Source organism: Thermobifida sp. (genome assembly GCF_017577275.1).
GTDB classification, from domain to species: Bacteria; Actinomycetota; Actinomycetes; order Streptosporangiales; family Streptosporangiaceae; genus Thermobifida; species Thermobifida fusca.
Genome location: NZ_PITY01000020.1, coordinates 624,670 through 647,363, shown reverse-complemented (window position 1 = coordinate 647,363; position 22,694 = coordinate 624,670). Strand labels below are relative to the sequence as shown.

The 22,694-nt window shown below is 69.2% G+C and carries 21 protein-coding genes; 8 read left to right on the top strand and 13 right to left on the bottom strand.

The window, feature by feature from the left end; genetic code table 11:
* Positions 1-86: 86 nt before the first annotated feature.
* Genes mnhG through CW348_RS07855 form a run of 6 tightly spaced genes read right to left on the bottom strand, consistent with a single transcriptional unit; the run spans position 87 to position 6,690 of the window.
* Positions 87-434: a monovalent cation/H(+) antiporter subunit G gene (gene mnhG / locus CW348_RS07880; RefSeq protein WP_011290792.1), complete on the bottom strand. Its 348-nt coding sequence runs from the start codon at positions 432-434 to the stop codon at positions 87-89.
* Positions 431-721, bottom strand: a complete 291-nt coding sequence (locus CW348_RS07875) for a monovalent cation/H+ antiporter complex subunit F (protein ID WP_011290793.1) — start codon at positions 719-721, stop codon at positions 431-433. The genes mnhG and CW348_RS07875 overlap by 4 nt, the downstream gene beginning before the upstream one ends.
* Positions 718-1,293, bottom strand: a complete 576-nt coding sequence (locus CW348_RS07870) for a Na+/H+ antiporter subunit E (RefSeq protein WP_011290794.1) — start codon at positions 1,291-1,293, stop codon at positions 718-720. The genes CW348_RS07875 and CW348_RS07870 overlap by 4 nt, the downstream gene beginning before the upstream one ends.
* Entirely contained in the window at positions 1,290-2,933 is a 1,644-nt protein-coding gene (locus tag CW348_RS07865) for a Na+/H+ antiporter subunit D (RefSeq protein ID WP_104612636.1), read from the bottom strand. Before CW348_RS07865 ends, CW348_RS07870 begins: the two co-directional genes overlap by 4 nt.
* A complete protein-coding gene (locus CW348_RS07860) occupies positions 2,933-3,745 on the bottom strand; it encodes a Na(+)/H(+) antiporter subunit C (RefSeq protein ID WP_011290796.1) in 813 nt (270 codons plus the stop codon). The genes CW348_RS07865 and CW348_RS07860 overlap by 1 nt, the downstream gene beginning before the upstream one ends.
* The gene (locus CW348_RS07855; RefSeq protein ID WP_061783885.1) at positions 3,742-6,690 is read right to left on the bottom strand and encodes a Na+/H+ antiporter subunit A; all 2,949 of its coding nucleotides are present in this window, start codon (positions 6,688-6,690) and stop codon (positions 3,742-3,744) included. Before CW348_RS07855 ends, CW348_RS07860 begins: the two co-directional genes overlap by 4 nt.
* Before the next feature lie 174 nt (positions 6,691-6,864).
* Here CW348_RS07855 and CW348_RS07850 point away from each other — a divergent pair, with 174 nt between their 5' ends.
* Both CW348_RS07850 and CW348_RS07845 read left to right on the top strand, forming a co-directional pair.
* The gene (locus tag CW348_RS07850; protein WP_011290798.1) at positions 6,865-7,254 is read left to right on the top strand and encodes a MarR family winged helix-turn-helix transcriptional regulator; all 390 of its coding nucleotides are present in this window, start codon (positions 6,865-6,867) and stop codon (positions 7,252-7,254) included.
* A gap of 236 nt (positions 7,255-7,490) precedes the next feature.
* On the top strand, positions 7,491-8,501 hold the full coding sequence (locus CW348_RS07845; protein WP_016188131.1) for a DMT family transporter: 1,011 nt from the start codon (positions 7,491-7,493) through the stop codon (positions 8,499-8,501).
* On the opposite strand, the gene CW348_RS07840 is transcribed toward CW348_RS07845, so the two are convergent.
* From CW348_RS07840 to CW348_RS07820, 5 genes are all read right to left on the bottom strand, one after another.
* Entirely contained in the window at positions 8,470-10,221 is a 1,752-nt protein-coding gene (locus CW348_RS07840; RefSeq protein WP_104612638.1) for a S1C family serine protease, read from the bottom strand. The genes CW348_RS07845 and CW348_RS07840 overlap by 32 nt on opposite strands.
* A gap of 295 nt (positions 10,222-10,516) precedes the next feature.
* Positions 10,517-11,374 (bottom strand): sulfurtransferase, encoded by an 858-nt coding sequence (locus CW348_RS07835; protein ID WP_016188132.1) that lies wholly within the window; start codon positions 11,372-11,374, stop codon positions 10,517-10,519.
* A gap of 9 nt (positions 11,375-11,383) precedes the next feature.
* Positions 11,384-11,839 carry a hypothetical protein gene (locus tag CW348_RS07830; protein ID WP_011290802.1) on the bottom strand — a complete coding sequence of 152 codons (456 nt, stop codon included), beginning with the start codon at positions 11,837-11,839 and terminating at the stop codon, positions 11,384-11,386.
* Complete coding sequence (locus CW348_RS07825) at positions 11,832-12,197, bottom strand: hypothetical protein (protein ID WP_011290803.1); 366 nt, start codon at positions 12,195-12,197, stop codon at positions 11,832-11,834. Before CW348_RS07825 ends, CW348_RS07830 begins: the two co-directional genes overlap by 8 nt.
* Positions 12,198-12,347: 150 nt before the next feature.
* Complete coding sequence (locus tag CW348_RS07820) at positions 12,348-13,250, bottom strand: universal stress protein (protein WP_104612639.1); 903 nt, start codon at positions 13,248-13,250, stop codon at positions 12,348-12,350.
* A 177-nt stretch (positions 13,251-13,427) separates the two neighbouring features.
* On the opposite strand from CW348_RS07820, the gene CW348_RS07815 reads away from it, so the two are divergent.
* Positions 13,428-14,252 (top strand): dioxygenase, encoded by an 825-nt coding sequence (locus CW348_RS07815; RefSeq protein WP_011290805.1) that lies wholly within the window; start codon positions 13,428-13,430, stop codon positions 14,250-14,252.
* 48 nt (positions 14,253-14,300) lie between these two features.
* Here CW348_RS07815 and CW348_RS07810 read toward each other — a convergent pair whose 3' ends face one another.
* Positions 14,301-15,929, bottom strand: a complete 1,629-nt coding sequence (locus CW348_RS07810) for a peptide chain release factor 3 (RefSeq protein ID WP_011290806.1) — start codon at positions 15,927-15,929, stop codon at positions 14,301-14,303.
* A 134-nt stretch (positions 15,930-16,063) separates the two neighbouring features.
* Between CW348_RS07810 and CW348_RS07805 the strand changes: the two genes are divergently transcribed.
* The 5 genes from CW348_RS07805 (at position 16,064) to CW348_RS07785 (ending at position 22,140) form a co-directional block, all read left to right on the top strand.
* Positions 16,064-17,059 carry an NADPH:quinone oxidoreductase family protein gene (locus CW348_RS07805; protein WP_011290807.1) on the top strand — a complete coding sequence of 332 codons (996 nt, stop codon included), beginning with the start codon at positions 16,064-16,066 and terminating at the stop codon, positions 17,057-17,059.
* Between the two features lie 96 nt (positions 17,060-17,155).
* Entirely contained in the window at positions 17,156-17,950 is a 795-nt protein-coding gene (locus CW348_RS07800) for an SDR family oxidoreductase (protein ID WP_011290808.1), read from the top strand.
* A gap of 1,232 nt (positions 17,951-19,182) precedes the next feature.
* Positions 19,183-20,616, top strand: coding sequence for a hypothetical protein (locus CW348_RS07795; protein ID WP_011290809.1), 1,434 nt, complete (start codon positions 19,183-19,185; stop codon positions 20,614-20,616).
* Positions 20,617-20,642: 26 nt separating this feature from the next.
* Positions 20,643-21,335 carry a hypothetical protein gene (locus tag CW348_RS07790; protein WP_104612641.1) on the top strand — a complete coding sequence of 231 codons (693 nt, stop codon included), beginning with the start codon at positions 20,643-20,645 and terminating at the stop codon, positions 21,333-21,335.
* Positions 21,336-21,516: 181 nt separating this feature from the next.
* The gene (locus tag CW348_RS07785) at positions 21,517-22,140 is read left to right on the top strand and encodes a DUF11 domain-containing protein (protein ID WP_011290811.1); all 624 of its coding nucleotides are present in this window, start codon (positions 21,517-21,519) and stop codon (positions 22,138-22,140) included.
* Positions 22,141-22,236: 96 nt separating this feature from the next.
* Here CW348_RS07785 and CW348_RS07780 read toward each other — a convergent pair whose 3' ends face one another.
* Complete coding sequence (locus tag CW348_RS07780; RefSeq protein ID WP_011290812.1) at positions 22,237-22,689, bottom strand: type II toxin-antitoxin system PemK/MazF family toxin; 453 nt, start codon at positions 22,687-22,689, stop codon at positions 22,237-22,239.
* Between the last annotated feature and the right edge of the window lie 5 nt (positions 22,690-22,694).

Here is a 22,694-nt window from a genome sequence, read left to right as displayed (position 1 = left end):
GGCCCGCTCGAGACACCACAAGGCCGCAGACGGGGTGGACCCGTCCGCGGCCTTGGTACTAGCTGCTCACGCAGCGCACGCAGGGGTCAGCGCGGTTCAAGCTGCTCTTCCAGCTCGTCCACCCCGATGAGGTCCCGGCGGACCCGTCCGGTCCGATACGCCACCCGGGCCGCAATGTGCGAGGCGACCGGGACGGTGAGGATCTGGAACAGCACCACTAGGAACAGGAAGCCGACTCGCGGGTCGGGGAACAGGCGCAGCCCCAACCCGACCGAGATGAGCACCAGGCCCATCACCTGCGGCTTCGCCGCGGTGTGCATGCGGGACAGCAGGTCGGGGAACCGCACCAGGCCGACTCCTGCCGCGAACGACAGCGCCGCCCCCAGCAGCAGGAGGATCACGGAGATCCAGTCGAGTATTTCCGTCCCTGTCACTGGTCGACCCCCTCCGACTCGTCAATCCCCCGCTGCCGCCGTGCCACGAACCGGGAGACACTGACCGAACTCACGAATCCCAGCACCGCCAGCACCAGCATGGTGGGCAGCACGGTGGGGTCGCGGTGGAATGCTGCGTACGCTCCGATCCCGGTGATCGCCGAGGCCAGGAGCACGTCGACCGCGAGCGCCCGGTCGAGGATGGTCGGCCCCAGCAGCAGCCGCGCCATGCCGAGCAGGGACGCGGCACCGAGCAGCACCCCGATCACGGTCCACAGGTAGATCATGTGTCGCCTCCCGCCTCGACGCGTTCGATCTCCTCCCGGGTGCCGAACGCCCGCGCCACCCGCTCTTCCAGGGCGAAGACCTTGCGCCGCGCGTCTTCCGCGGCGTCCACGTCGGTGCCGAGCATGTGCACGAACAGGGTGAAAGTCCCGGAGCGGACCTCCACGATCACACTGCCGGGGATCACCGAGACGCAGATGGCGGTGATGGTGAGCAGCAGGTCGGAGCGGGTGCGCAGCGGGATGGCGAGGATCGAGCTGCGCGGGGGGCGCCGGGCGAACGACTGCGCGACCACGCGGGCGCTCGACACCACCAGGTCCACGATGAAGTGGCCGAGGAACACTGCGAGCCCCACCGGGTGCAGGCGCAGGCCCAGCGACACGGTCGGCAGCGGAAACACCAGCATGATGAGCGTGCCGACCAGGACGCCGCCCAGTGCCATGGTCAGCGACAGCTCCCCGAACAGCAGCATCCACACCACGGTCAGGGTGAGCAGGGTCGGCAGGTTGATGATCCGCCGCCCGATCCGCAGATCCAGCGGCGACCGCTTCGGTATCACCGACGGCGGGGTCACTGGGCAGCACCTCCCGGGATCACGGCGTTCAGGTAGGACGTCCGGGCCGTGAGTTCGACCGCGGCCTCATAGCTGTAGTTGATGAGCGGTCCCGCGAACACGGTGAACGCCACGCCCAGCAAGACGAGGGCCACCGTCGCTCCCAGCATCAGCGGCGGGAACACGTCGGAGGTCACCACGGCTTTCCCGCCGATCCCGGTCGGGGCTCGGCCTGCCGGAATCGGCACGGCGTTCCCGTTGGGCAGGTCGGAGGATTCGTCCTCGGAGCTTTCCAGCAGGGTGCCGAGCGCGACAGGCCGGCCTTCCTCCGGGGCGCGCCAGAACGCGTAGTTCCACAGCCGCACGATCGAGTACAGGGTGAGCAGGCTGGTGGCCACGGCCCCGCCCACCAGCAGGTAGGCCAGCGGCGACCCGTCCTGGACGCCGGCCTGGATGAGCCCCAGTTTCCCGAGGAACCCGGAGAGCGGGGGAATCCCGGCCAGGTTCATCGCAGGGATGAAGAACAGCACGCCCAGCACGGGGGAGATCTTCGCCAACCCGCTCACGTTGTTCAGGGACGAGCTGCCGCAGCGCCGCTCCACCAGCCCGGCGACCAGGAACAGGGTGGTCTGCACCGTGATGTGGTGGGCGACGTAGAACACCGCGCCCGACATGCCGTGGACACTGGCCAGCCCGATCCCGAACACCATGTAGCCGATGTGGCTGACCAGGATGAACGACAGCATGCGTTTGATGTCGGTCTGCGCCATCGCGCCGAAGATCCCGATCACCATGGTGGCGAGCGCCGCCCACAGCAGGAGCGTGTCCACCACGCTGTCCTCGGGGAACAGCAGGGTCTGCGTGCGGATCATCGCGTAGACGCCGACCTTGGTGAGCAGCCCCGCGAAGACCGCGGTCACCGGGGCGGGCGCGGTCGGATAGGAGTCAGGCAGCCACGCCGAGAGCGGGAACACCGCGGCTTTGATGGCGAACGCCATCAGCAGGATCGCCTGGAGAGTCAGTTGCAGTTCGGTCGGCAGTTCCGCGAGCCGCAGCGCCAGGTGCGCCATGTTCACGGTGCCGGTGGCCGCGTAGATCAGGGCGATAGCGATCAGGAACACCACGGACGAGAGCAGCGACACCACCACGTAGGTGGATCCCGCCCGGATCCGGGCGAGGGTGCCGCCCTGCGTCATCAGCACATAGCTGGAGGTCAGCAGGATCTCGAACCCGACGTACAGGTTGAACAGGTCCCCGGTGAGGAAAGCGTTGGACACCCCCGCCACCAGGATGAGGAACGTGGGGTAGAAGATCGCGAGCGGAGTGGCTTCCTCCTGGTCGGCGATCCCCTGCCCGATGGAGTACACGAGGACGCCCAGGGTGATCGCTGAGGAGACGGTCACCATCAGCGCGGAGAGCCGGTCCGCGACCAGGGTGATCCCGATCGGGAACTCCCAGCCGCCCACCTGCACGACCTGGGGTCCGTAAGCGTGCACCCCGAACAGCAGTGCCCCGCCCGTGGCCAGTACCACGACCAGGGCGACCACGCTGATCATCTGGTTGAGGAGGGGGGAGCGGACACCGATCGCGAACTTCAGGCCGGCCGCGAGGAGCGGCACCACCACCGGCAGCGGCACCAGGTAGGGAAGAAGGGCCTCCATCAGTAGTCCACCCCCTGCATGTCGCTGTCTTCGGCTCGGGCCAGGCGTTCGCGTTCTGCGCGGATGCTCGCACGCAGCTGCCGTTTCTGGGCGCGGATGCGCTGGCGCAGCTCCCGCCGCAGGCGGCGTTCGTACTCCCGGTCGGCACGCCGGTGCTCAGCGAGCTCCTTGCGGGCTTCCCGCACCCGCCGTTTGGCCTCATCCAGCGCGGCCGCTTGCGCGTGATCGGCTTGGAAGATGATCCGCTCCCGGTCTTTGTCGTCCGCGGCTTCCAAGCGTTCGTCCAGGTCGCGGCGGGCCTGGGCGATCTGTTCGCGGAGGATCGCCCGCTCGGCTTCTTCCAGTTCGTCCTGCGCTTCGATCTGCGCTTCCAGTTCCATCCGCTGGGCGCGGATCGCCTGGCGCAGCGCCCGTTTCTGCGCGCGGATGTACTGGCGCAGGCGCCGCCGCTCCCCGCCGGTGGCGATACGCCGGTCTTCCGCGTCGTCCTGGACTTCGTCGTTGCCCTGCAGCTGCCAGCTCCGGTAGGCCATGGCCAGCAGGAACGCGGTCACGCCCAGGGTGATGACGATCGCAGTGAGGATCATCGCCTGGGGAAGCGGGTCAGCCATCTCCCCTTCCGGGGTGAGGCTGAGGAGCGGTGGTCCCCCCGCGGCGCCCCCTGCGGACAGGATGAGCAGGTTGACGCCGTTGCCGAGGAGGACCACGCCCAGCAGGATGCGGGTGAGGCTCCGTTCCAGCAGCAGCGTCACCCCGGCAGTCACGAGGACACCGATCACGATGACGAGCAGGAGGGTAGGGGTGTCGTTCACGCGGTCACCTCCTCGCTTTCGTATTCGGGTGCCTTACCGGTACGGCTGTCCTTCTCAGCCTGTTCGTCGATGCCCGCGCCGAGGCTGTACAGGATGTCCTGGATGAGGCCGATGACCAGCACGTAGACACCGAAGTCGAAAGCGAGTGCCGAGGTGAGGTGGATCGGCTCCAAGAAGGGCAGGTGCAGGTCGAACGCCCCTCCGGCGAAGATCTCGGTCCCGAAGATGGCTCCGGCCAGTGCCGTGCCCGTGGTGATGGAGAGCCCGAGGCCGATGAGCAGGCCCGGGGGGAGCCGCAGCGAGAGGTACAGCTCGTGGCGGCCGCCCGCCAGGTAGCGCACCATGAGGCCGAGGCCCGCGACGATGCCGCCCGCGAATCCTCCTCCGACGTGGCTGTGCCCGGTGAGCAGGAGGAAGACGGAGATGAGGATGATCACGGGGAACATGAGGCGCGCCACGACCTCGAAGATGATCGACCGGCGCTCTTGCGCGAGGGTCAGCACCCCAGGCAGCCACAGCGGCTTGTGCGCCACGCGGGGGGTGATGATGTCGCCGACATAGGTCAGCGGCAGCGGCGACCATTCGCTTTCCCCGTTGGAGGGCGGCTGGGGGAGCCGCGCCACGATTCGCCCGGTTTCGATGTGGGTGTGGGGCAGGCGGGTGCGGCGCCGGACGAACAGCAGGCTCGCCACGCCGGCGGCGACCGCGGCCAGCACCGAGATCTCCCCCATGGTGTCCCAACTGCGGACGTCCACCAGCAGCACGCTGACGATATTGCTTCCCCCGGCTTCTTCCGCCGCGGCGGGGAATCCTTCGGAGATGGATTCGGCCTGCCGTCCCGCGAGAGTGAGGTAGGCCATGACAGCCACCAGGATTCCGCTGCCGATGCCGATCGCCAGGTTCACGAGGCGGCGGCTGCGGAGCACCGGCGTGGAGAACTGGGGTGGGAGGCGCCGCAGCACGAGCACGAACACGACGAGGCTGACGGTCTCCACTAGGAACTGGGTGAGCGCCAGGTCGGGGGCGCCGTGCAGGGCGAACAGGGTGGCGGTGCCGTAGCCGGTCATGCCGACGAGCACTACCGCGAACAGCCGCCCGCGCACGATCAGCGTCCACAGCGCCGCAATGATGATGATCGCGGCCGGGATGAGCTGGGGCGGCGTGTCGATCCAGCGCACCGGCGGCACGTCCAGCGTCCACAGCCGTCCCCACACGATCGGCGCCGTGCTGACGACGAGCAGGGACACGAGGATCGTGCCCAGGTAGAGCGGGAGGGACCCGCGCTGGGTGAGGCCGGTGACCTGGGTGGCGAAGCTGGAGAGGTAGTAGACGATCCGCCGGTAGACGTTCCCGGCTTCGGGAAGCGCGAACCGGGCGCCCAGCCACGCGACCATGACCCGCCAGCGGAACAGCAGGAGACCGCCGGCCAGGCAGAGCGCGGTCAGCAGCAGCGGGAGGGAGAGGCCGTGCCAGAGCGCTAGGTGGGCGGGGTCGTGCCCAGCGCCGGGAACGGTGTCGGCGTAGCTGGCGAACACCGGGTCGGCGAGGGACGCGCCGAACCCGCCGAGGAGGCTGAGGGCCGCGAGGACGATGGCGGGAGCGACGAACAGCGGTCCCGGGGGATGGAGGAGCGGAGTGGGGGAGGTGTTCTCTTTGTCGAAGAACGCGCCCCAGAGGAACCGCAGGCTGTAGCCGACGGTGAAGAGCGTGCCGACCACCACTCCGGCCAGGGCGAGGGTGGCGAGGAGGGTGTCGGCGTGCTCGAACGCGCCGAACGCGGCCTCTTTGGCGGCGAACCCGGCCATGGGCGGCAGGCCGGCCATGGACATCAGTGCGACTACCGACGTCCAGAACACGACGGGCATCTTCTTGCGCAGCCCGGACAGCTCCCGCAGGTCCCGCGTTCCGGTGCTGTGGTCGATGATGCCGACGACGAGGAACAGCGGGGCTTTGAACAGTGCGTGCGCGCACAGCATGGCCAGTCCGGCGAGTGCGGCATCCCGCGTCCCTATGCCGAAGATCGCGGTGAGGAAGCCGAGCTGGCTCACGGTTCCGTGGGCCAGCAGCAGTTTCAGGTCGTGCTGGCGCAGGGCCCGCCACCCGGACCCGATCATCGTCGCTGTGCCGAGGATGACCGCGGTGTACTGCCAGGCCGGGATGTCACCGAAGGCGGGGGTGAGCCGTGCGATCAGGTACACCCCGGCTTTGACCATGGCAGCGGCGTGCAGGTAGGCGCTGACCGGGGTGGGGGCCTGCATGGCTGCGGGAAGCCACAGGCTGAACGGGAAGATCGCCGACTTCGACAGGGCACCGACCAGGATCAGGACGAGCGCCACGGTGACGGCGGTCCCGCTCGGCGGCTCGGCAAGGATGCCGGAGATGAGGTAGGTGCCCGCGCTTTCCCCCAGGATGACCAGGCCGACCAGCATGGTGAGGCCGCCCATGGTGGTCACGTTGATCGCCATGGCTGCGGCACGCCGGCTGTCGCGCCGCTCGGGGTAGTGGCCGATCAACAGGTAGGAGAAGACGGTGGTCAGCTCCCAGTACAGGTAGAGCTGGATGAGGTCGTTGGCGAGGACCAGGCCGATCATGGCACCGGCGAAACCGGTGAGGACTCCGGCGAAGCGGCCGAGGCCCGGTTCGTCGTCGCTGAAGTAGCGGGCGCAGTAGAGGAGGATGAGGGCGCCGATCCCCGCTGCCAGCAGCAGCATGACGAGGCTGAGCGCATCCATGCGGAAGGCCAGGGCCAGCTGGTAGTTGGGCGCCCATGGGAGGAAGAACAGTTCCGGTTCACCGGCGATCACGCCTGGCGCCCGGGGGAGTGCCCAGATTGCGGCGCTCGCGGGGACAAGTGCGAGCGCGAAGAAGGCCTGCCGCCCCCACTTACGGACTAGCGCCGGAGCTAGTGCCGCAGCCGTGAAGTGCGCAACCAGTAGCCATATCAATATGCGCCCCCCTCACAATGGTCGATACGGTTGCCGGATTTTCCGCCTTCTTATGTGACTTGACTAATTATTGTCTATGCTAACTAAAAGCGCGGAGTAACCGTCGAGCGAGGTACAGAGGTGGAGCGCAGCGACGCTGAGTTCGCGGAGTTCTCACACGCATGGGGAGAACTGGTGCGAGCAGTCGCTCGTGCCCGGGGCCGTGTGCCGAGCGGAGCGGAGCCCCGCCTGACTCTCGCCCAGGCCCTGCTGCTGGAAAGTGCCCTCGCGGTCACCCACCCTACGGTCGGCGAGATTGCTCACGCTGCTGGGATCTCCTCTCCTTCTGCCACCCGGATGCTCCAGCAGTTGGAGCGGAAAGGGATGGTGCGGCGCCGCCGCTCCGAGGAGGATGAGCGGGCCACAGTCGTCAGTGTCACTGACGAGGGTATGCGGGCGCTCCACGCGCATCAGACGCTCGTCCGCGACCGGTTGCACGACCTGTTCCACCAGGTCGACCCGAGGCTGCGCCCGGTGCTGGTGGACCTCCTGCACACTATGCGTGACCTCGCTGATCGGCTGTGATCTGTGGTGTTCCGGTATTTTTTTCTGAGCCGGGGCCGGCCTGTCCGGGGTGACGCCGGTCCGGTGTGCTGTCCAGGTCAGCCGAGCCAGTAGTCTCCACTTTGTCCCCCTTTCAGGGTCCCGACGTTTCGCCCGCGACGGGGGGCGATTGCTGGAACCGTCGCGCACCGCGGACACCGGAACGCTTTTCGGAGGTGTCGCGTGCCGTGCGCCGCTGTCAGGCAAGGGGCTGGTCTATGACGGGGGCCATCATCGCTGCCGCGCTAGGGGCGGTTGCTTTCGCGACCGGTGCGGCACTCCAGGAACGAGCGATTCTGGGGGGTGTCCCGGCCGAGGTGTCGGGGCAGTGGGAACTGCTGCGCTGTCTGCTCCGCAGCCCGCTCTGGCTGATAGGCACCGGACTCAGTGGAATCGGCACGGTCGCCCATGTCTGGGCGCTGACCGGAGCGCCGCTCATGATTGTCCAACCCATCGGGGTCGGTGGCCTGTTATGCGCTGTGGTGGTGTCGGCGGTGCTGCACCGGCGCGCACTCACCGGAACAGAGATTGTGGGATGTCTCACAGTCACGTTCGGTCTGGTCGCGCTGGTCGGGACCCTGTACGGGCATTCCGGTCCCCCTGTCGACCCTCCTCCGTCCACCGCGTGGATTCTGCCCACGGCAACGGGGGTGGTCATGCTCGGCGGCCTGCTCGTCTCCCGGTTTGTCTCCGGGGCGCTGCGGGCGTGGGTGCTGGCCCTCTGCGGGGGTGTCGGGTTTGCGACCCTGTCCGCCCTGGTCAGGGTCATCGGGGTGGCCGCGCTCGACGACCCGCTCTCGGTGCTCCGCCCGTTGACGCTGGTGACCGCGGTGATCGGGGTGTGCGGCTACCTGCTCGTCCAAGGCTCCTACCGCACCGACCACTTCGCTCTCGCCTATGCCACGCTACTGATCAGCGACCCGCTCACCGCGGTGCTCATCGGGGTCTCGCTGCTCGGCGAGTCCCTGCCCACGGGGGCGCTTCCGCTCACCGTGATCGTGGTCAGTGCGCTCGCCACGGTGGGCGGCACCATCACCTTGGCCCGTTCGTCGGTGGCCCGCCAGCGCAGGACTCGGCTGCGGGCCGCGCCCTCGGTGGTGAGCGACGGCCCGCAGCCCTCTCCCCGGCCTGAGGATGCGGGCCGTAGGAAGGAACGGCCGGGGAAGTCTGGCGACGTTCCGACGCGGACGACAACCGTCAGTTGTCCAGCGACTGGGCGGCCAGCGTGACCGTGGTCTGCGCGGTCTGGCCGCCGCGCTGGTAGGTGATGGTGACGGTGTCCCCGGGACGGTGGGAGCGGATCTCGGCGATGAGCACGTTGGGGTCGGTCACCATGCGGTCTTCGATCCGGATGATGACGTCGCCCTTGCGCAGCCCGGCCTGGTCTGCTGCGCCGCCCCGGTTCACTTCCACGAGTTCCGCCCCGGGACCGTCCTCAGCCACGGTGACGGAGGCTTCGATCGCGGCGTAGGTGGCCTTGCCCGTGTTGATCAGCTCTTCGATGATGGGTTTGGCCTGGTTGATCGGGATGGCGAAGCCGAGTCCGATGGACCCGGACTGCGACATGAAGTTGCTGCTCGTCGTCGCGATCGCCGTGTTGATCCCGATGACTTCGCCGTTCATGTTCACGAGCGGTCCCCCCGAGTTCCCGGGGTTGATCGGGGCGTCGGTCTGGATCGCGTCGATCACCGTCGACGTGGTGGCCTGCGGCTCCTCCTCGTCGGGGGAGGGCAGGAGCGGGCTGTCCTGCTGTCCGCTGACACCCGTGTTGACGGGGCGTTCCACCGCGCTGACCACGCCCGAGGTGACCGTGCCGGACAGGCCGAGCGGCGCGCCGATGGCGACTACTTCAGCTCCGACTTCCACCTGGTCGGAGTCGCCGAGGGACGCCGGGGTGAGCCCGGAGACGCCTTGAGCCCGGATGACGGCGAGGTCGGAGACCGGGTCGGTGCCCACGATCGTGGCGGACGCCTGCGAACCGTCGTGGAACAGCACGGTCAGCTCTTGCGCGTCAGAGACCACGTGGTTGTTGGTGACGATGAGCCCGTCGTCCCTGATGATGAACCCGCTGCCGCCGCCTTCGGCGGTGGCGATGGACACCACGCTCGGCAGGGCTTTCGCGGCGACTTTGGTGACGTCCCCCGAGGCCGCCGAGGTGGCAGCCGGGTTGGCTGCCACCTGCTCGCTGAGGAAGTAGGCGGTGGCGACGGATGCTGCCGGGCCGACGATCAGACTGGTGATGAGGGCGGTCACGGCAGCGATCAGCACTACCCGGCCGCTGCGCTGCGGCTTGCCGGGCGGTGGGGCGCCTTCGAACGGGGAGGAGCCGTGCAGTGTCGGGAATCCCCCGGTCGGCGGGAAGAACCCTCCGGGGGACGGCGGCACGGCCCAGGCGCCTGTGGGGGAGTTCGGCTGGTCGTGCTGAGCGGGCCGTTCTTGCCAGGCGCCTTGGGCAGCACCGGCCGGGACGCCGCCCGCAGGCGGAGGCCCGGGACGGCCGGGGGCCGGCTGGGGCGCCTCCGGCCCGGGGTAGGCCTGCGCCCCGTGCCGGGCCGTGGCCTGGTCGGGTGCGGGCGGGCCCCATGCGGGGTGGGGAGCGTGGGACTGCGGCGCGAACGGTGCGGGACGGGGCGCCGGGTGCGGCGGAGTCTCCCTACTGCCCGGTGCGGGAGCCTCGTGGGAAGCGTCACGCTGCTCGGCCGCGGAGGCGGCAGGCTCCGAAGCGGGTGCGGCTGCTGCGGAGGGTGCGGAAGCCGCCTGGGCAGTGTCGGGTGCGGCTCCGGTCTCAGAGCGGGCAGCGGAGCCGGTCGTGGCGTCTTCCGGAGTGTCCGCAGCGGTGGTGTCTTGGTGGTCCGTGACGCTCTCCCGGCCGTCCGCGTCGGCCAGCGGTCCCTCAGGGCGTTCTGGTTCTTCCATGGAAGAACCGCTACCGCGGTCGATCGCGCTCATGCGAGTTTCCTCCCGGACATCTGGTGCTTGCCTTCAGCATCGGCATTCAGGGTTAGAACACGGTGAGACAGCGGAAAGGTCCGGTTTCGAAGAGTTCGCGGGAGGCACGGACCTGGCAGTCCGCTCTGGTCCGGCGTGTCGCCACCGGTTCGTGCGCCGAGCAGTCAACCATGGGGAACCGGTCCCCGGCGCCGGTGGACTCACCGCGTGGCCGTGCACTGTGCCCCTATCCCAGGCCACGCGGTGCCTGACCCGGAGGCGATCCCTGTCCGCCTCCGGGAGGGGGCAGGGCGGGTCATTCGCCGGTCTGCACGGGGAGGGACTCGTCAGCTCCCCAGGCACTCCACGACCCTGGGTAGAGCCGGGCGTCGGGGAAACCGGCGTGTTCCAGAGCGAGCAGGTCATGGCAGGCGGTTACCCCGGAACCGCAGTACACGGTGACGCTGGTGGCGGTGTCGACGCCGAGCGCGCGGAAGCGGGCCTGGAGGACGTCGGGCGGGGCGAACCGTCCCGTGTCGTCGAGGTTGTCCTGCCAGCTTGCGCTCCGCGCCCCGGGAATGTGGCCGGGCCGGGCATCCACGGGGGCAGGCTGTTCCCCGGTGAACCGGCCGAAGGTCCGCGCGTCGAGCAGGAGCCTGCCCGGTTCGCCGAGTTCCTGCCGGACAGTGTCGGTGTCCACCACGCGGTCTGCGGGCCACGGCACGGGGGTGCGGGTGCGGGGCTCGGCGGTGACGTCACCCGTCTCGAGCGGCCCCGGCCACGCTTGGAGTCCGCCGTCCAGCAGTGCGGCACGCGTGCCGAGGACGCGCAGCATCCACACGAGGCGGGCCGCGGTGGAGCCGCCCGCGTCGTCGTAGGCCACGACCACGCTGTCGTCGCCAATGCCCAGCCGGGAGAGCGCCGCGGCGAAGTCAGCGGGGTCGGGAAGTGGGTGCCGTCCCCCCGCGGGACTGGGCGGGGCGGCCAGGTCCGTGTCGACGTCGACGAACACCGCGCCGGGAAGGTGCCCGTCGCGGTATGCCTGGCGGCCGGAGCGCCCGTCCAGGTACCAGCGCACGTCCGCGAGGATCACCTCGTCGGCGTGGGCGCGCAGCCAGTCGGCGGTGACGATAACGGGGAAGGATGGGGATGCGGCGGACTCGGAACGTGCCATGAATCCAGGCTAGCCGCGATGGCTGGGTGGTGCGGAGGATGCCGCGTCAGGGGTGCGGGGGTGGGACCGGCCGAGCCACAGCAGCCCCAGCACGGGGAGGACGAGCGGCACGAACCCGTAGCCGATGCCGAAGAGCGACCAGACCGTGTCGTCGGGGAAGGCTTCGGGGACCAGCAGGGTGAACAAGCCGACCGCGACCACGCCGACGAGTTCGAAGGTGCAGGCAGCGAGGGCCACGCGCCGGGAGGTGTGCCCGCTGCGGGCGAGCGCCACGGTCGCCGCGATGTAGACGGCAGCGGCGAGCGCGGACAGCGAGTAGGCGAGGGGAGCTTCCTCGAAGCGGGTGAGGATCTGTACGGTGGACCGCCCTGTCGCGGCGACCGCGAAGAGGGCGTAGACGGCGACCAGCAGCCGTCCGGGGCCGCTGGCGCGCGTGGTGGCGGCGGTGTGCGTGGTCTCAGACAACGGGCGCGTTCCAGAGCTGTTCGAGACGGACCATCAAGACCGGCAGGACGAGGCCGGCGAACGCGATCACGGCGGGGCCCCACTTGCTGCGTTCCATGAGTCCCCACACCGCGCAGGCCGGGGGGACCAGCACCAGGGTGACCAGGTAGCTGACGAAGGTGACGGTGTCGGGCGGCCGCGGCCCTTGCACGAGCAGCACGATCGACAGGACGAGTTGGACGAGCAGCAGCACTTCGAGCACTGCCAGTCCGATCAGGTGCGGCACCAGCATCGGCTGGCCTCGGAACGCCGAGATCCCACACCAGACGGCCAGCACGAGCGATGCCAGTTGGACGATCGTGGTCCACAGGTCACTCACGGCTGGCTCCGTCTCGCATTCCGTCCACCTTCCCCGAAGAAGCCTGACTGCTACGACGCAATGTAGTCCATAGCAGAACGCCTCCCGCACCGGGGGCCACTGGAGCGCGGTGAGCGGTGCGGGAGGGTGGGATGGCCGGGGAGCAGCAGGTCAGCGGACGATAGCCACGGGACCGCGTGCCCCGTGGAGGACCGCCTGGCTCACCGAGCCGAGGAGCAGGCCCCGGAATCCTCCCCGGCCGCGGGAGCCTACGACGATCAGGTCGGCCGGGGTGGCGGTTTCCAGCAGGCCCGCGGCCGGGTGGGCGCGGACGGTGCGGACGGTGACGGAGACGTCGGGGTAGCGCTTCCGGTAGTCGGCGATGGCTTCTTCGATGGTTTGCTGGGCGGCTTCGGCGAGCGGTTCTTCGTCGAAGATCTCGGGGGGAAGCGGCCCCATGGTCAACGCGAAGGCGGTGATGGGCTGCCAGGCGCAGACCACGACGAGTTCGGTGCCGCGCCGTTGGGCTTCGGCGAAGGCGAAGTCGATGGCGTTGCGGCTGGCGGGTGAGCCGTCCACGCCGAGGACGACGCGTTCCCGGACTCCGGGCGCGGTCTCGTGTTCTTTGGGGAGGACCACCACCGGGACGGGGGAGTGGGCAGCGAGTTCCACACCGACCGATCCGGCGAAGGCCGAGGCGAGGGTGCCGCGGCCCCGCGAGCCGACGACGACGAGTTCGGTCCCCGGTTCTTCCGCGGCTTCCATGAGCGCTTCGGCGGGGCGGCGGAGTGCGACCCGGGTGCGGGTTTCCAGTTCCGGGTAGACCCGCTGGATCCATCGGTCGGCGTAGTCCAGGAGGGCGCGCGCGTCTTGGAACAGGGGGAGTTCTTCGACGTTGGCGGGGATGGCCGGGCCAGCGAGCGGGTCCCGCGGGTCGGGGATCTCCACGGCGGTGACGATGCGCAGCCCGAGCCCGCGCAGCCGCGCCTCATGTGCTGACCATTCGAGCGCGTACCTGCTGGAGGCGGAGCCGTCGACTCCGACGACGACCCAGCCGGTCGGTGTGTCAGCCATAGGTCTCTGCCTCACTTTCGTGGCGTCACACTCGGGTCTCTACCCACGATGCGGCAGCTCACTGCGGGCGGCTGGTCCCTTTGGTCCGGGCGGAAAGTCCTGAGACGGGAGCGGTCCGGCAGCCGAGGTCTCTTTTTGCTCTATTTCTTTCTAGAAAGAATTTTTCTAGATAGGCTTATGGGGAGCGACACCGAGGAGAAGACCATGGCCACTGCAGAGACCCCCGAGAACCTCCCCGTGCTCTACTTCGGCCACGGGGCGCCGCCCCTCGCCGACGACGAGCTCTGGACCAGCCAATTCGCCGCATGGTCGGCCGAGCTCCCCCGCCCCAAGGCGATCCTCGTCATCTCCGCGCACTGGGAGTCCGCCCCGCTCACCATCGGGGCGACCACCACTGTCCCCCTGGTCTACGACTTCTGGGGCTTCCCCGAGCGCTACTACCAGGTCACCTATCCCGCCCCCGGAGCACCGCAGCTTGCCGCATCGGTACGCGCCCTGCTCAGCGGCTCCGGCACCCCTGTTGCCGAGGCGCCCGCTCGCGGCCTCGACCACGGCGCCTACGTGCCGCTGAAAGAGATGTACCCCGAGGCGGACGTGCCGGTCCTCCAGATCTCCATGCCCACTCTCGACCCCGAGGAGCTGTTCGCCCTGGGCCGCCGCCTGGCCCCGCTGCGGGACGAAGGCGTGCTCATCATGGGCAGCGGGTTCCTCACCCACAACCTGTCGTGCGTCGACATGAGCCGGGGCCCCGACTACGCGCCCCCGTCCTGGTCGGCTGAGTTCGACGACTGGGCTGCCCAAGCCGTCCACACCGGGGACGTCGACGCCCTGCTGGATTGGCAGGCCAAGGGGCCAGCCGCCACGATCGCCCACCCCCGCAGCGAACACCTGGCACCGCTGTTCGTCGCCCTCGGGGCCAGCAGCGGCACCACCGAAACCGCCCGCAGCGTCATCGACGGCTTCTGGTACGGGCTATCCAAACGCGCGTTCCAGTTCGACTGACCCTGCACACCAGGCGCCCCCTCCCGGGGTGCGCCAGCGGCCGGAGGTTTACTCCTCCTCGACCAGGCCCCCGGCCAGCAGCGGCTCCATCACCAGGTCGGGGTGATCCCGCTGGATGACCTTGAGCCGCCACTTGTTGTGCACCAGCACGAGCAGCTCCCCGTCGGAGCGCCGGGTCAGCACCTCGGCCCCGGACAGCCCGTGCAGTACGGGGGCTGACGCGGCGTCCGTGCGGCGCGCCACGCTGTAATCGAGGTGGGTCAACTCCACCGGTGCGCGGAACTCGTGCTCCATCCGGTGAGTGACCACGTCGAACTGGAGGGGGCCCACCGCGGCCAGCACCGGGGCCTGTTCGCCGCGCACATCCGACACCAGCACCTGCACGACGCCTTCGCTGTCGAGCTGCTCGATCCCCCGGCGGAACTGCTTGTAGCGGCTGGAATCCACGGCACGGGCCACCGCGAAATGCTCGGGGGCGAAGCTGGGAATCGGCGGGAACTCCACCTTGGGCCCGGCATACAGGGTGTCGCCGACCCGGAGCGCCTGGGCGTTGACCAGCGCGATCACATCACCGGGGAACGCGGTGTCCACGGTCTGGCGCTGGGCGCCGCGGACCGCCTGGGCGTACTTGGTGGCGAACGGGCGGCCCGTGGTCGCGTGGGTGAGCACCATGCCCCGGTCGAACCGGCCCGAACACACCCGCACGAACGCCATCCGGTCCCGGTGCGCCCGGTCCATGTTGGCCTGCATCTTGAACACGAACCCGGAGAACGGCGCGTCCACCGGCCGCGGGGCGCCGGTCACGTCGAGGCGGGCCGCGGGCGCGGGCGCCAGGTTGATGAGTGCGCGGAGCAGTGCGGAGACGCCGAAGTTGGGCAGGGCCGCCCCGAAGAGCACCGGGGAGGACTTGCCTGCCAGGAAGGACTCCTCGTCGTAGTCGGCGCCGATCTCCTCGAGCAGTGCCAGCTCTTCCATCGCCTGCTCCCAGGCAGCCCCCTCGACCTCGGCCGCCTGGACCGCGTCCATGGGTTCTTCCCGGGCTTTCGTGGCCCCGCCCGGGGTGCGGTGCAGTTTGGTGTAGCGGTTGCCTGCCGTGCGGTCGATCAGGCCGCGGAAGTCCCCGGCGACACCCACCGGCCAGTTGAGCGGGGTGGGGCGCAGGCCGATGCGCTGCTCGATCTCGTCCAGCAGCTCCAAGGGCTCGCGGCCGGGCCGGTCCCACTTGTTGACGAACGTGATCACCGGGATGCCGCGGCTGCGGGCCACGTCGAAGAGCTTCAGCGTCTGCGGCTCGAGGCCTTTGGCCGAGTCCAGCAGCATGACCGCGCAGTCCACGGCGGACAGCACCCGGTAGGTGTCCTCGGAGAAGTCGGCGTGGCCCGGGGTGTCCAGCAGGTTGAGCACGCAGCCGTTGTATTCGAGGCGCAACGCCGCCGAGGTGATGGAGATGCCGCGGTCCTGTTCGATCTCCATCCAGTCCGAGATCACGCCTTTGCGGTCCCCTTTGCCGTGGACCGCGCCGGCCGAGGTGATCGCCTCCGTGTGCAGCGCTAGCGCTTCGGTCAGCGTGGACTTACCGGCGTCAGGGTGGGAGATCACCGCGAACGTGCGGCGGCGGGCTGCTTCCCGGTTGACCTCGTTGGCTCCGGTGGAGGTTTGCGCTGCGACAGACACCACGTTCTTCTCCTGCTCCAGGGTCCTGAGCGAGGCTATCCCACCTGCGTAGCACAGGCCGCCTTGACGAAACCGGTCCGTAAACGATTCACTCACTACCGACTGGTCGGTATCTCAATGGTGGGAGGCGAACACCGGTGAAAGCGCTGCGGGTGCACAACCTGGGAGAGCCCAAAGACGTTCTCAAGCTCGAAGAAGTCCCTGTCCCCGAGCCTGCCCCGGGGCAGATCGTGGTCCGCGTACTCGCCACAGCGGTCAACTTCCCCGACGCGCTGATGTGCCGCGGGCTCTACCAGGAGAAGCCGCCCCTGCCGTTCACCCCCGGCGTGGAACTGTGCGGCGAAGTCGTGGCCCTGGGCGAGGGCGTCACCACAGTCACCGAAGGCGACCGCGTCATCGGCTCCCCGGTCCTGCCCTACGGATCGTTCGCGGAATACGCGCCCATGGACATCAGCCGTGTCTTCCCTGCGCCCCCCTCCCTCAGCGACACAGAAGCGGCGGCCCTGTTCATCGGCTACCAGACCGGATGGTTCGCCCTGCACCGCCGGGCCGGGCTGCAAGCCGGGGAGACCGTCCTCGTCCACGCCGCGGCCGGCGGGGTCGGCAGCGCCGCAGTCCAGTTGGCCAAAGCAGCGGGCGCTCGCGTGATCGGTGTCGTCGGGGGCGCGGCCAAAGCCGAATACGCCCGCAAACTGGGCGCCGACATCGTCGTCGACCGGTATGTCGACGACTTCGTGTCCGTGGTCAAGGAAGCCACCGACGGGCGCGGTGCCGACGTCATCTACGACCCGGTGGGCGGCGAGTCCTACACGCGCTCCACCAAGTGCATCGCCTTCGAAGGACGCATCCTCATCATCGGCTTCGCCAGCGGGACGATCCCCACCCCTGGCCTCAACCACGCCCTTGTCAAGAACTACTCGCTGCTCGGCCTGCACTGGGGCCTCTACAACAAGCGGAACCCCGCACTCGTGGCCCACTGCCACGAAGAACTCACCGCCCTCGCGGAGCGCGGTGCGATCAAACCCGCCGTCAGCGAGGTGCTCAGCCTGGAAGAGCTGCCGGACGGGGTGCAGCGCCTCGCAGACGGCACCACCGTGGGACGCCTGGTGGCCACCCCGCACGGAGCCCAGTAACCGTCTGGCGCGGCCCCGTCGCCAGACGCCGTTGTCCCGCCAGTGCCGTCACCGCACCCCTGCCCGGCTCGCGGGACTGACCAGAGAGGAAGACCCATGGGGAGACCGTTCACCTTCCCCGACCGAACCATCGTCGTCACCGGTGGCGCGAACGGGATCGGCTACGCGCTCGCGGAACGCTTCCTCGCCGAAGGGGCGGCCCGAGTGGTCCTCGCCGACCTGGACGGGGAGCGCGCCGCGGCCGCAGCAGCCGAACTGGGGGCGCGAGCCCAGGGCTACCAGCTCGACGTCACCGACGCCGAAGCGGTAGCCGCGCTCATCGAGGAGGTCGAGCGGGACAGCCCTATCGACCTGTGGTGCTCTAATGCCGGGGTGACCACGGGCGGCGGCCTGGGTAGCGACGCGGACTGGGACCGCACCTGGCGGGTCCACGTCCTCGCCCACGTGTATGTGGCCCGGCTCCTGCTGCCCCGCATGGTCGAGCGCGGCGGCGGACACCTGCTCATCACCGCATCGGCCGCGGGCCTGCTCACCAACATCGACTCGGCCCCCTACTCGGTGACCAAGCACGGCGCGGTCGCCCTCGCCGAATGGCTGGCGATCCTGCACGGGGACGAGGGCATCGACATCTCGTGCCTGTGCCCGATGGGCGTCAACACCGCGATGACCGCCAAAGACGGCCCGGACGCGGCCACCCGGCTCGGCGGCGACTACCTCGAACCCGAAGACGTCGCCCAGTCCGTGGTGGAAGCCCTCAACGAGGGCCGTTTCCTCATCCTGCCGCACCCGAAGGCCGCGGTGATGGAGCAGCGCCGCGCCTCCGACCGCGACCGCTGGCTGGCCGGAATGCGCCGGGCCAGAGCCAGGCTGAAGGGCGGCAGCGGCCGCTGAGCGCGGCCGCGCACCACCCCCGGCACCGGGAAGCAGACGGCCCCGGACACGGTGACGTGCCCGGGAATATCGCCGCCTATCCCTCCGCACCGTCAGCGTCCCGGTGCCGGGAAAGCCGGAGCTGAGGGCTCCGTCTCTCCTCAGGCTGCTCACACCCGCGGCGCCCGGCCGGGCGCCGGACCGGATCCTCTGGGATTCCGCGGCCGCACTGTCCGCCTTCCGCTGAGCCCGCACAGCAGCGCGGCAAGGACACCCCCGCCCGGCGCCAGGCGTGACGTCCAGCGACGCGGTCCCGCTTCCTCTCGCCGTCCTGATCGGAGTTCCTGCGACCTCACCAAGGCAGTGTGCGCGCCCTGCCCCGTCCCGGTGCGGCCAACCGCCCTGCCAGCCGTCCAACATGCCCCCCTGACTGCCCCTATGGGCGGACACGACCGCGCTGCCCGAGGTGTGCCGTGCCGGGGGTGCCACCCACGTGCACGGTCTTTTCCCGCACGTCACCCCCGGTGAATGTGAGGTCTTTTCCTCAAAATTCATGATTTTCGGCTGATGGGGTGAACCGCGTGCGGCAGCGGCGCGTCCCACAGGATGTCCTCTCCCATCCCACCCCGGATAGCCAGGCCTCTTCGCCCGTGCACTCCTCCCCGGGAGAGGTCCGATATGTTCCTGGGGCGGGATGTGACGTTGGGGACAAGACAGCACACATCGGTGTGTCGTTCCTGTTCTCCGTGGAGGTCCTCAGACTCCTCAAGTGCCGATCAGGTTGACAAAAGATCACAAAAAGGCCGGTTGTGGCCAGCCGTGACGTGCCGATAGGCCACAACAGTGCTGGAAAAGGTGGGATCGGTTTGTTGGCAGAGTGCTCACCCGACAGTTGCGCTCCCTTCATTCACACAGATCGACAAGGGCTTTCCCGATGTCTTCGGGAAGGGAGCGGTAGTCTTTCCGAGCGGAATCGACGGCCGGGAAAAGATTTGGCTAACCACCGGAATTCACGGTTTTGGGTGGGTATGATTTCTTCTGTCGGCAGGCACTTCTCCCCCACGTCCATTTCCCCGCTCACATTCGCATCACTCCCATCCGAAGCCGCATCGCCGCTTCGGCACCCGGGAATGCGCACGGGCCGTCTATGGGCAGGTTCGCAACAGTGGTGACCACAGTGTTCCGGTTTTTGAGGATCGCGGTGTCGTCTCACCTGCGTTCTGCCCAGCCGTTCAATGGGAATCGGAGGTGCGATGACTAATCACAGCACCTCGCGTTCCGGAACGGACACCGCGGTCATTGTTATTGCTGCCGACGACCTCAGCGCAGAGGTCTTTATCGACGGCTCCCGGCACGTTGTCCACGGGGCCGACGCCAAAGCGACCCGGCGGGCCGCGCTCGACTACGTCACCGACCATGCCGCCCGCATCGGGCGCCCGGTGATCATCGAGGCACGGGACGTCTACGGAGTCCAACGACTGGAAGCACTCCCCCGCGGCGTGATCCGGAGCATCCCCCAGATCCCGCCACCCGCGCCGCGCAACAGCGGAAAACAGTCGGGGAGCAGGACCGGCGTGGTCCTGGCCCTCGCCGCAGCAGGCCTGGCAGTGGTCGTCCTCGTCGTGGTCTCCGTAGTGCTCGTGGTTCCCCGGTACCTCCCCGGGTTTGGCACTCAGGCCGCGCCTTCGCAGCAAGCCCCCGAAACGCCTGACACCATCCCCTTCGAAGCACGTTCCGCGCCCCCCGGGTTCTCCAGCGAAGCGCTCTGGCGGATTCCCGTCACCGAAGGCACCCGCCCGGCCGTCTCCGACGACGGCAGCCGGGTCGCTTTCATCGGGGCTGACGGGAAGCTCGCGGTCGCTGGCCCGGAAGGGAAACGGCTGTGGGAAGCCGACCTGCCGATCCAACCCGCGGAGATCGAAGGGGCGGTCCGCTTCGTCAAGAACGACGACCAGTGGGAGGTGGCGATCGCGGGGACCGGGAAGCTGTGGATCTGGTCTGCCGACGGCAGCGGCCCCACCGAGTACAAGCTCCCCAAGGACGGCGTGGTCACCTTCGCGGGCACAGCCCCGCTCGTCACCACCGACAAGAAGGCCATGGTCCCCCGCGAGGGAGAACTGCTCGAAGTCAAAGTGCCCAAGGGAACGGGGGGCATGCTCGTCGTCGGGGACGAAGTGCTCCTCGCTGCCGCCGACGGCCCCTGGTACTGGGCTGCCCCCGGGGAAGAGCCCGCGAAAGTCACGGCGAAGGAACCCAAGAGCGCCGATGGACTCGATCGGGTGATCACCGCATCCGAGCGGTATGTCATCGTTCGGTGGCAGAGTGAGAAGGAAGACAAAGTCATCCTGGCCGCCCACGACGCCCGGGACGGCTCGGTCTTCGCGGAGACGGAGATCACCGCGGGAGAACTCGCCGATGCCACCTGGATCGAAGGGGAGACGGTGGCTGCCTATGGACCGATCCTGACCGACCTGGAGTCCGGACAGACTCAGGTGCTGCCGGGCTTCACACCACTCAACGCTGTCGCCGGCGTGGTCTACGGCGAACTGGAGGAAGGCCAAGTCGCGGTCAACGCGGCGGGGGAGGTGACCCCCATGGAACCCGACACCGCCCGTCCGTGGGGCCTGCTCGACGGCCACGCCGTAGTCATGGCCGACGCCAATCTTTATGCCTTATTGCCGGATTAACCCCTAACGAGAAGTTAAGGAGATACATGTCCTATACGGCACGCGCCTTGGGCGTGACAGCCGCAGGCCTGCTGGCCTTCGGCCTTGCCTCGGCTCCGGCTTCGGCTCTGGAGCTGGACCTCGGTGCTGACCTCGGCATCGCGACGCTCGACGCGGAGGTGGGCATCCTCACCAACGGAAACGACGGCGGCGACGACACCCCCGGCGAGACCCCCGGCGGTGGTAACCCCGGCGGCGAGGACCCGGGGCCGGGAGACAACCCGACCCCTGAGCCTCCGGGCGGAGGTGAGGACCCGGGTGGCGGTGACCCGGGCGGTGGCGACCCGGGCGGTGGCGACCCGGGTGGCGGTGACCCGGGCGGTGGCGACCCGGGCGGTGGCGACCCGGGTGGCGGTGACCCGGGCGGTGGCGACCCGGGTGGCGGTGACCCGGGCACCCCTGAGCCGGAGCCCGAACCCGAGCCCACTCCGGCGCCCGGCGATGGCGAAGACCCGGACGACAAGAATCCGGGCCAGCAGCCTGGCGACGGTAGCGGCGAAGACGGCGACGCCGACGACAACAAGGGCAGCAGCGACGACAAGAAGAGCGACAAGGCCGACGAGACCCTGCCGGTGACCGGTGTGGACCTCAGCGGCTTCGTGCTCGGCGCCTCCCTCACGACCGCTGTCGGTGCGATCACCATCGTCGCTTCCCGCCGCCCGGCCCAGGCGCGCAACTGACGCTGCCCCTCCGGTTCGCGGTGACCGGTAAGTGACCGCACAAGCCCTCCGCGTGCACCACGCGGAGGGCTTCTTTGCTATCCGACCCGGCTCTCCCCGCGATCCCGGTGTCATCCTGCACTGGTTCTCTTACTCTGCGTTACCCTCACTGTCGACACAGCGGAGAACGGGGGAGGGGAGCATGACCGTGCGGAATCGCACCATCGCGGTGCTCCTCGGCGGGCTGGCTGGGCTCCTCGCCCTTCCGAGCCTGGGGCATGCCTCCCCGCAGCCGGACGACACCGTTCCTGGGCGCAGCAACGACATCACCCTGTCCATCACCGACTCCCGGGACCGGATCGCGGTCGGGGAGGACACGGCCTACACGGTCACCGTGCGCAACGAAGGGGAGGAGGCTGCCCCCGAGCTGCTCGTGGCCCAGATCGCCCCTGCCCACCTTGATCTCCGGGAAGCCGACGGCGGGGGCGTGATCGAAGACAACACGGCGGCCTGGCTGGTCTCGCTCGGCCCCGGCGAGGAGCAGACCCGCACCGTGACCGCCACCCTTGTCGAAGACCCGGGGCAGGACACGGTGGCCACCACTGTCTGCGCGGGCTGGCAGGAAGCAGACAGCCCTCTGGTGTGCGCGGATGATGAGAACACGGTGGGCGCGCAGAACGGGAGCGTCCCGCTCCGGCCTTTCTTCACCGGCGCCGGGATCGCGGCTGCCGCAGCTCTCCTCGTCGGACTCGTCGTCGCCGTGCTGCGCCGTCCCCGAAAGCCCCGAGGGCGGCATGCGCGCCACCGGGCTGCGGCCCGGCGGTGACCTCCGGTTCTCTCCGCTGGCCGCGGGCAGGAGGAGAGCGTCGGGAAACTGCCTGGCCCGACAGTACACGCGGGTAGGGGCAGTGCCCGGGCGCGGTCAGGTCCAGCCGTAGCGGTCCCGCAGCACCGCGGCCACCCGCCAGAACGTGGCGCGGTCGACGATCGCGCCTTCCCGGCGGATCTCGTGCTCTTCCAGTTCGAAGAGGCGGTCCAACCGGATGTAGGAGACCCGTCCGGCCCTATCCCACGGTCCTGAGCCGAGCAGCAGCCAGTCGTCTGCTTCCCACGGGTCGGGCTCCTGGCTGGAGAGCATCAGGGCGTGCAGCACGTTGCCTTTGCGGCCCACCACCAGGAGGGGACGGTCTTTGCCTTGGGTCGGGTCTTCTTCGAAAGGAACCCAGGTCCACACGATCTCTCCGGCGTCGGCCAGACCGTCGGGCTCTGGGGCGTAGGTCAGGACTGTGGGGTTGCCTCGGGTGGGCACTTCGCGGATCGCGCCCTCGTGGGGGTGGGGCGGGCGCGCCGCGGATTCGGCTGGGTGGAAGGTCACGGGCT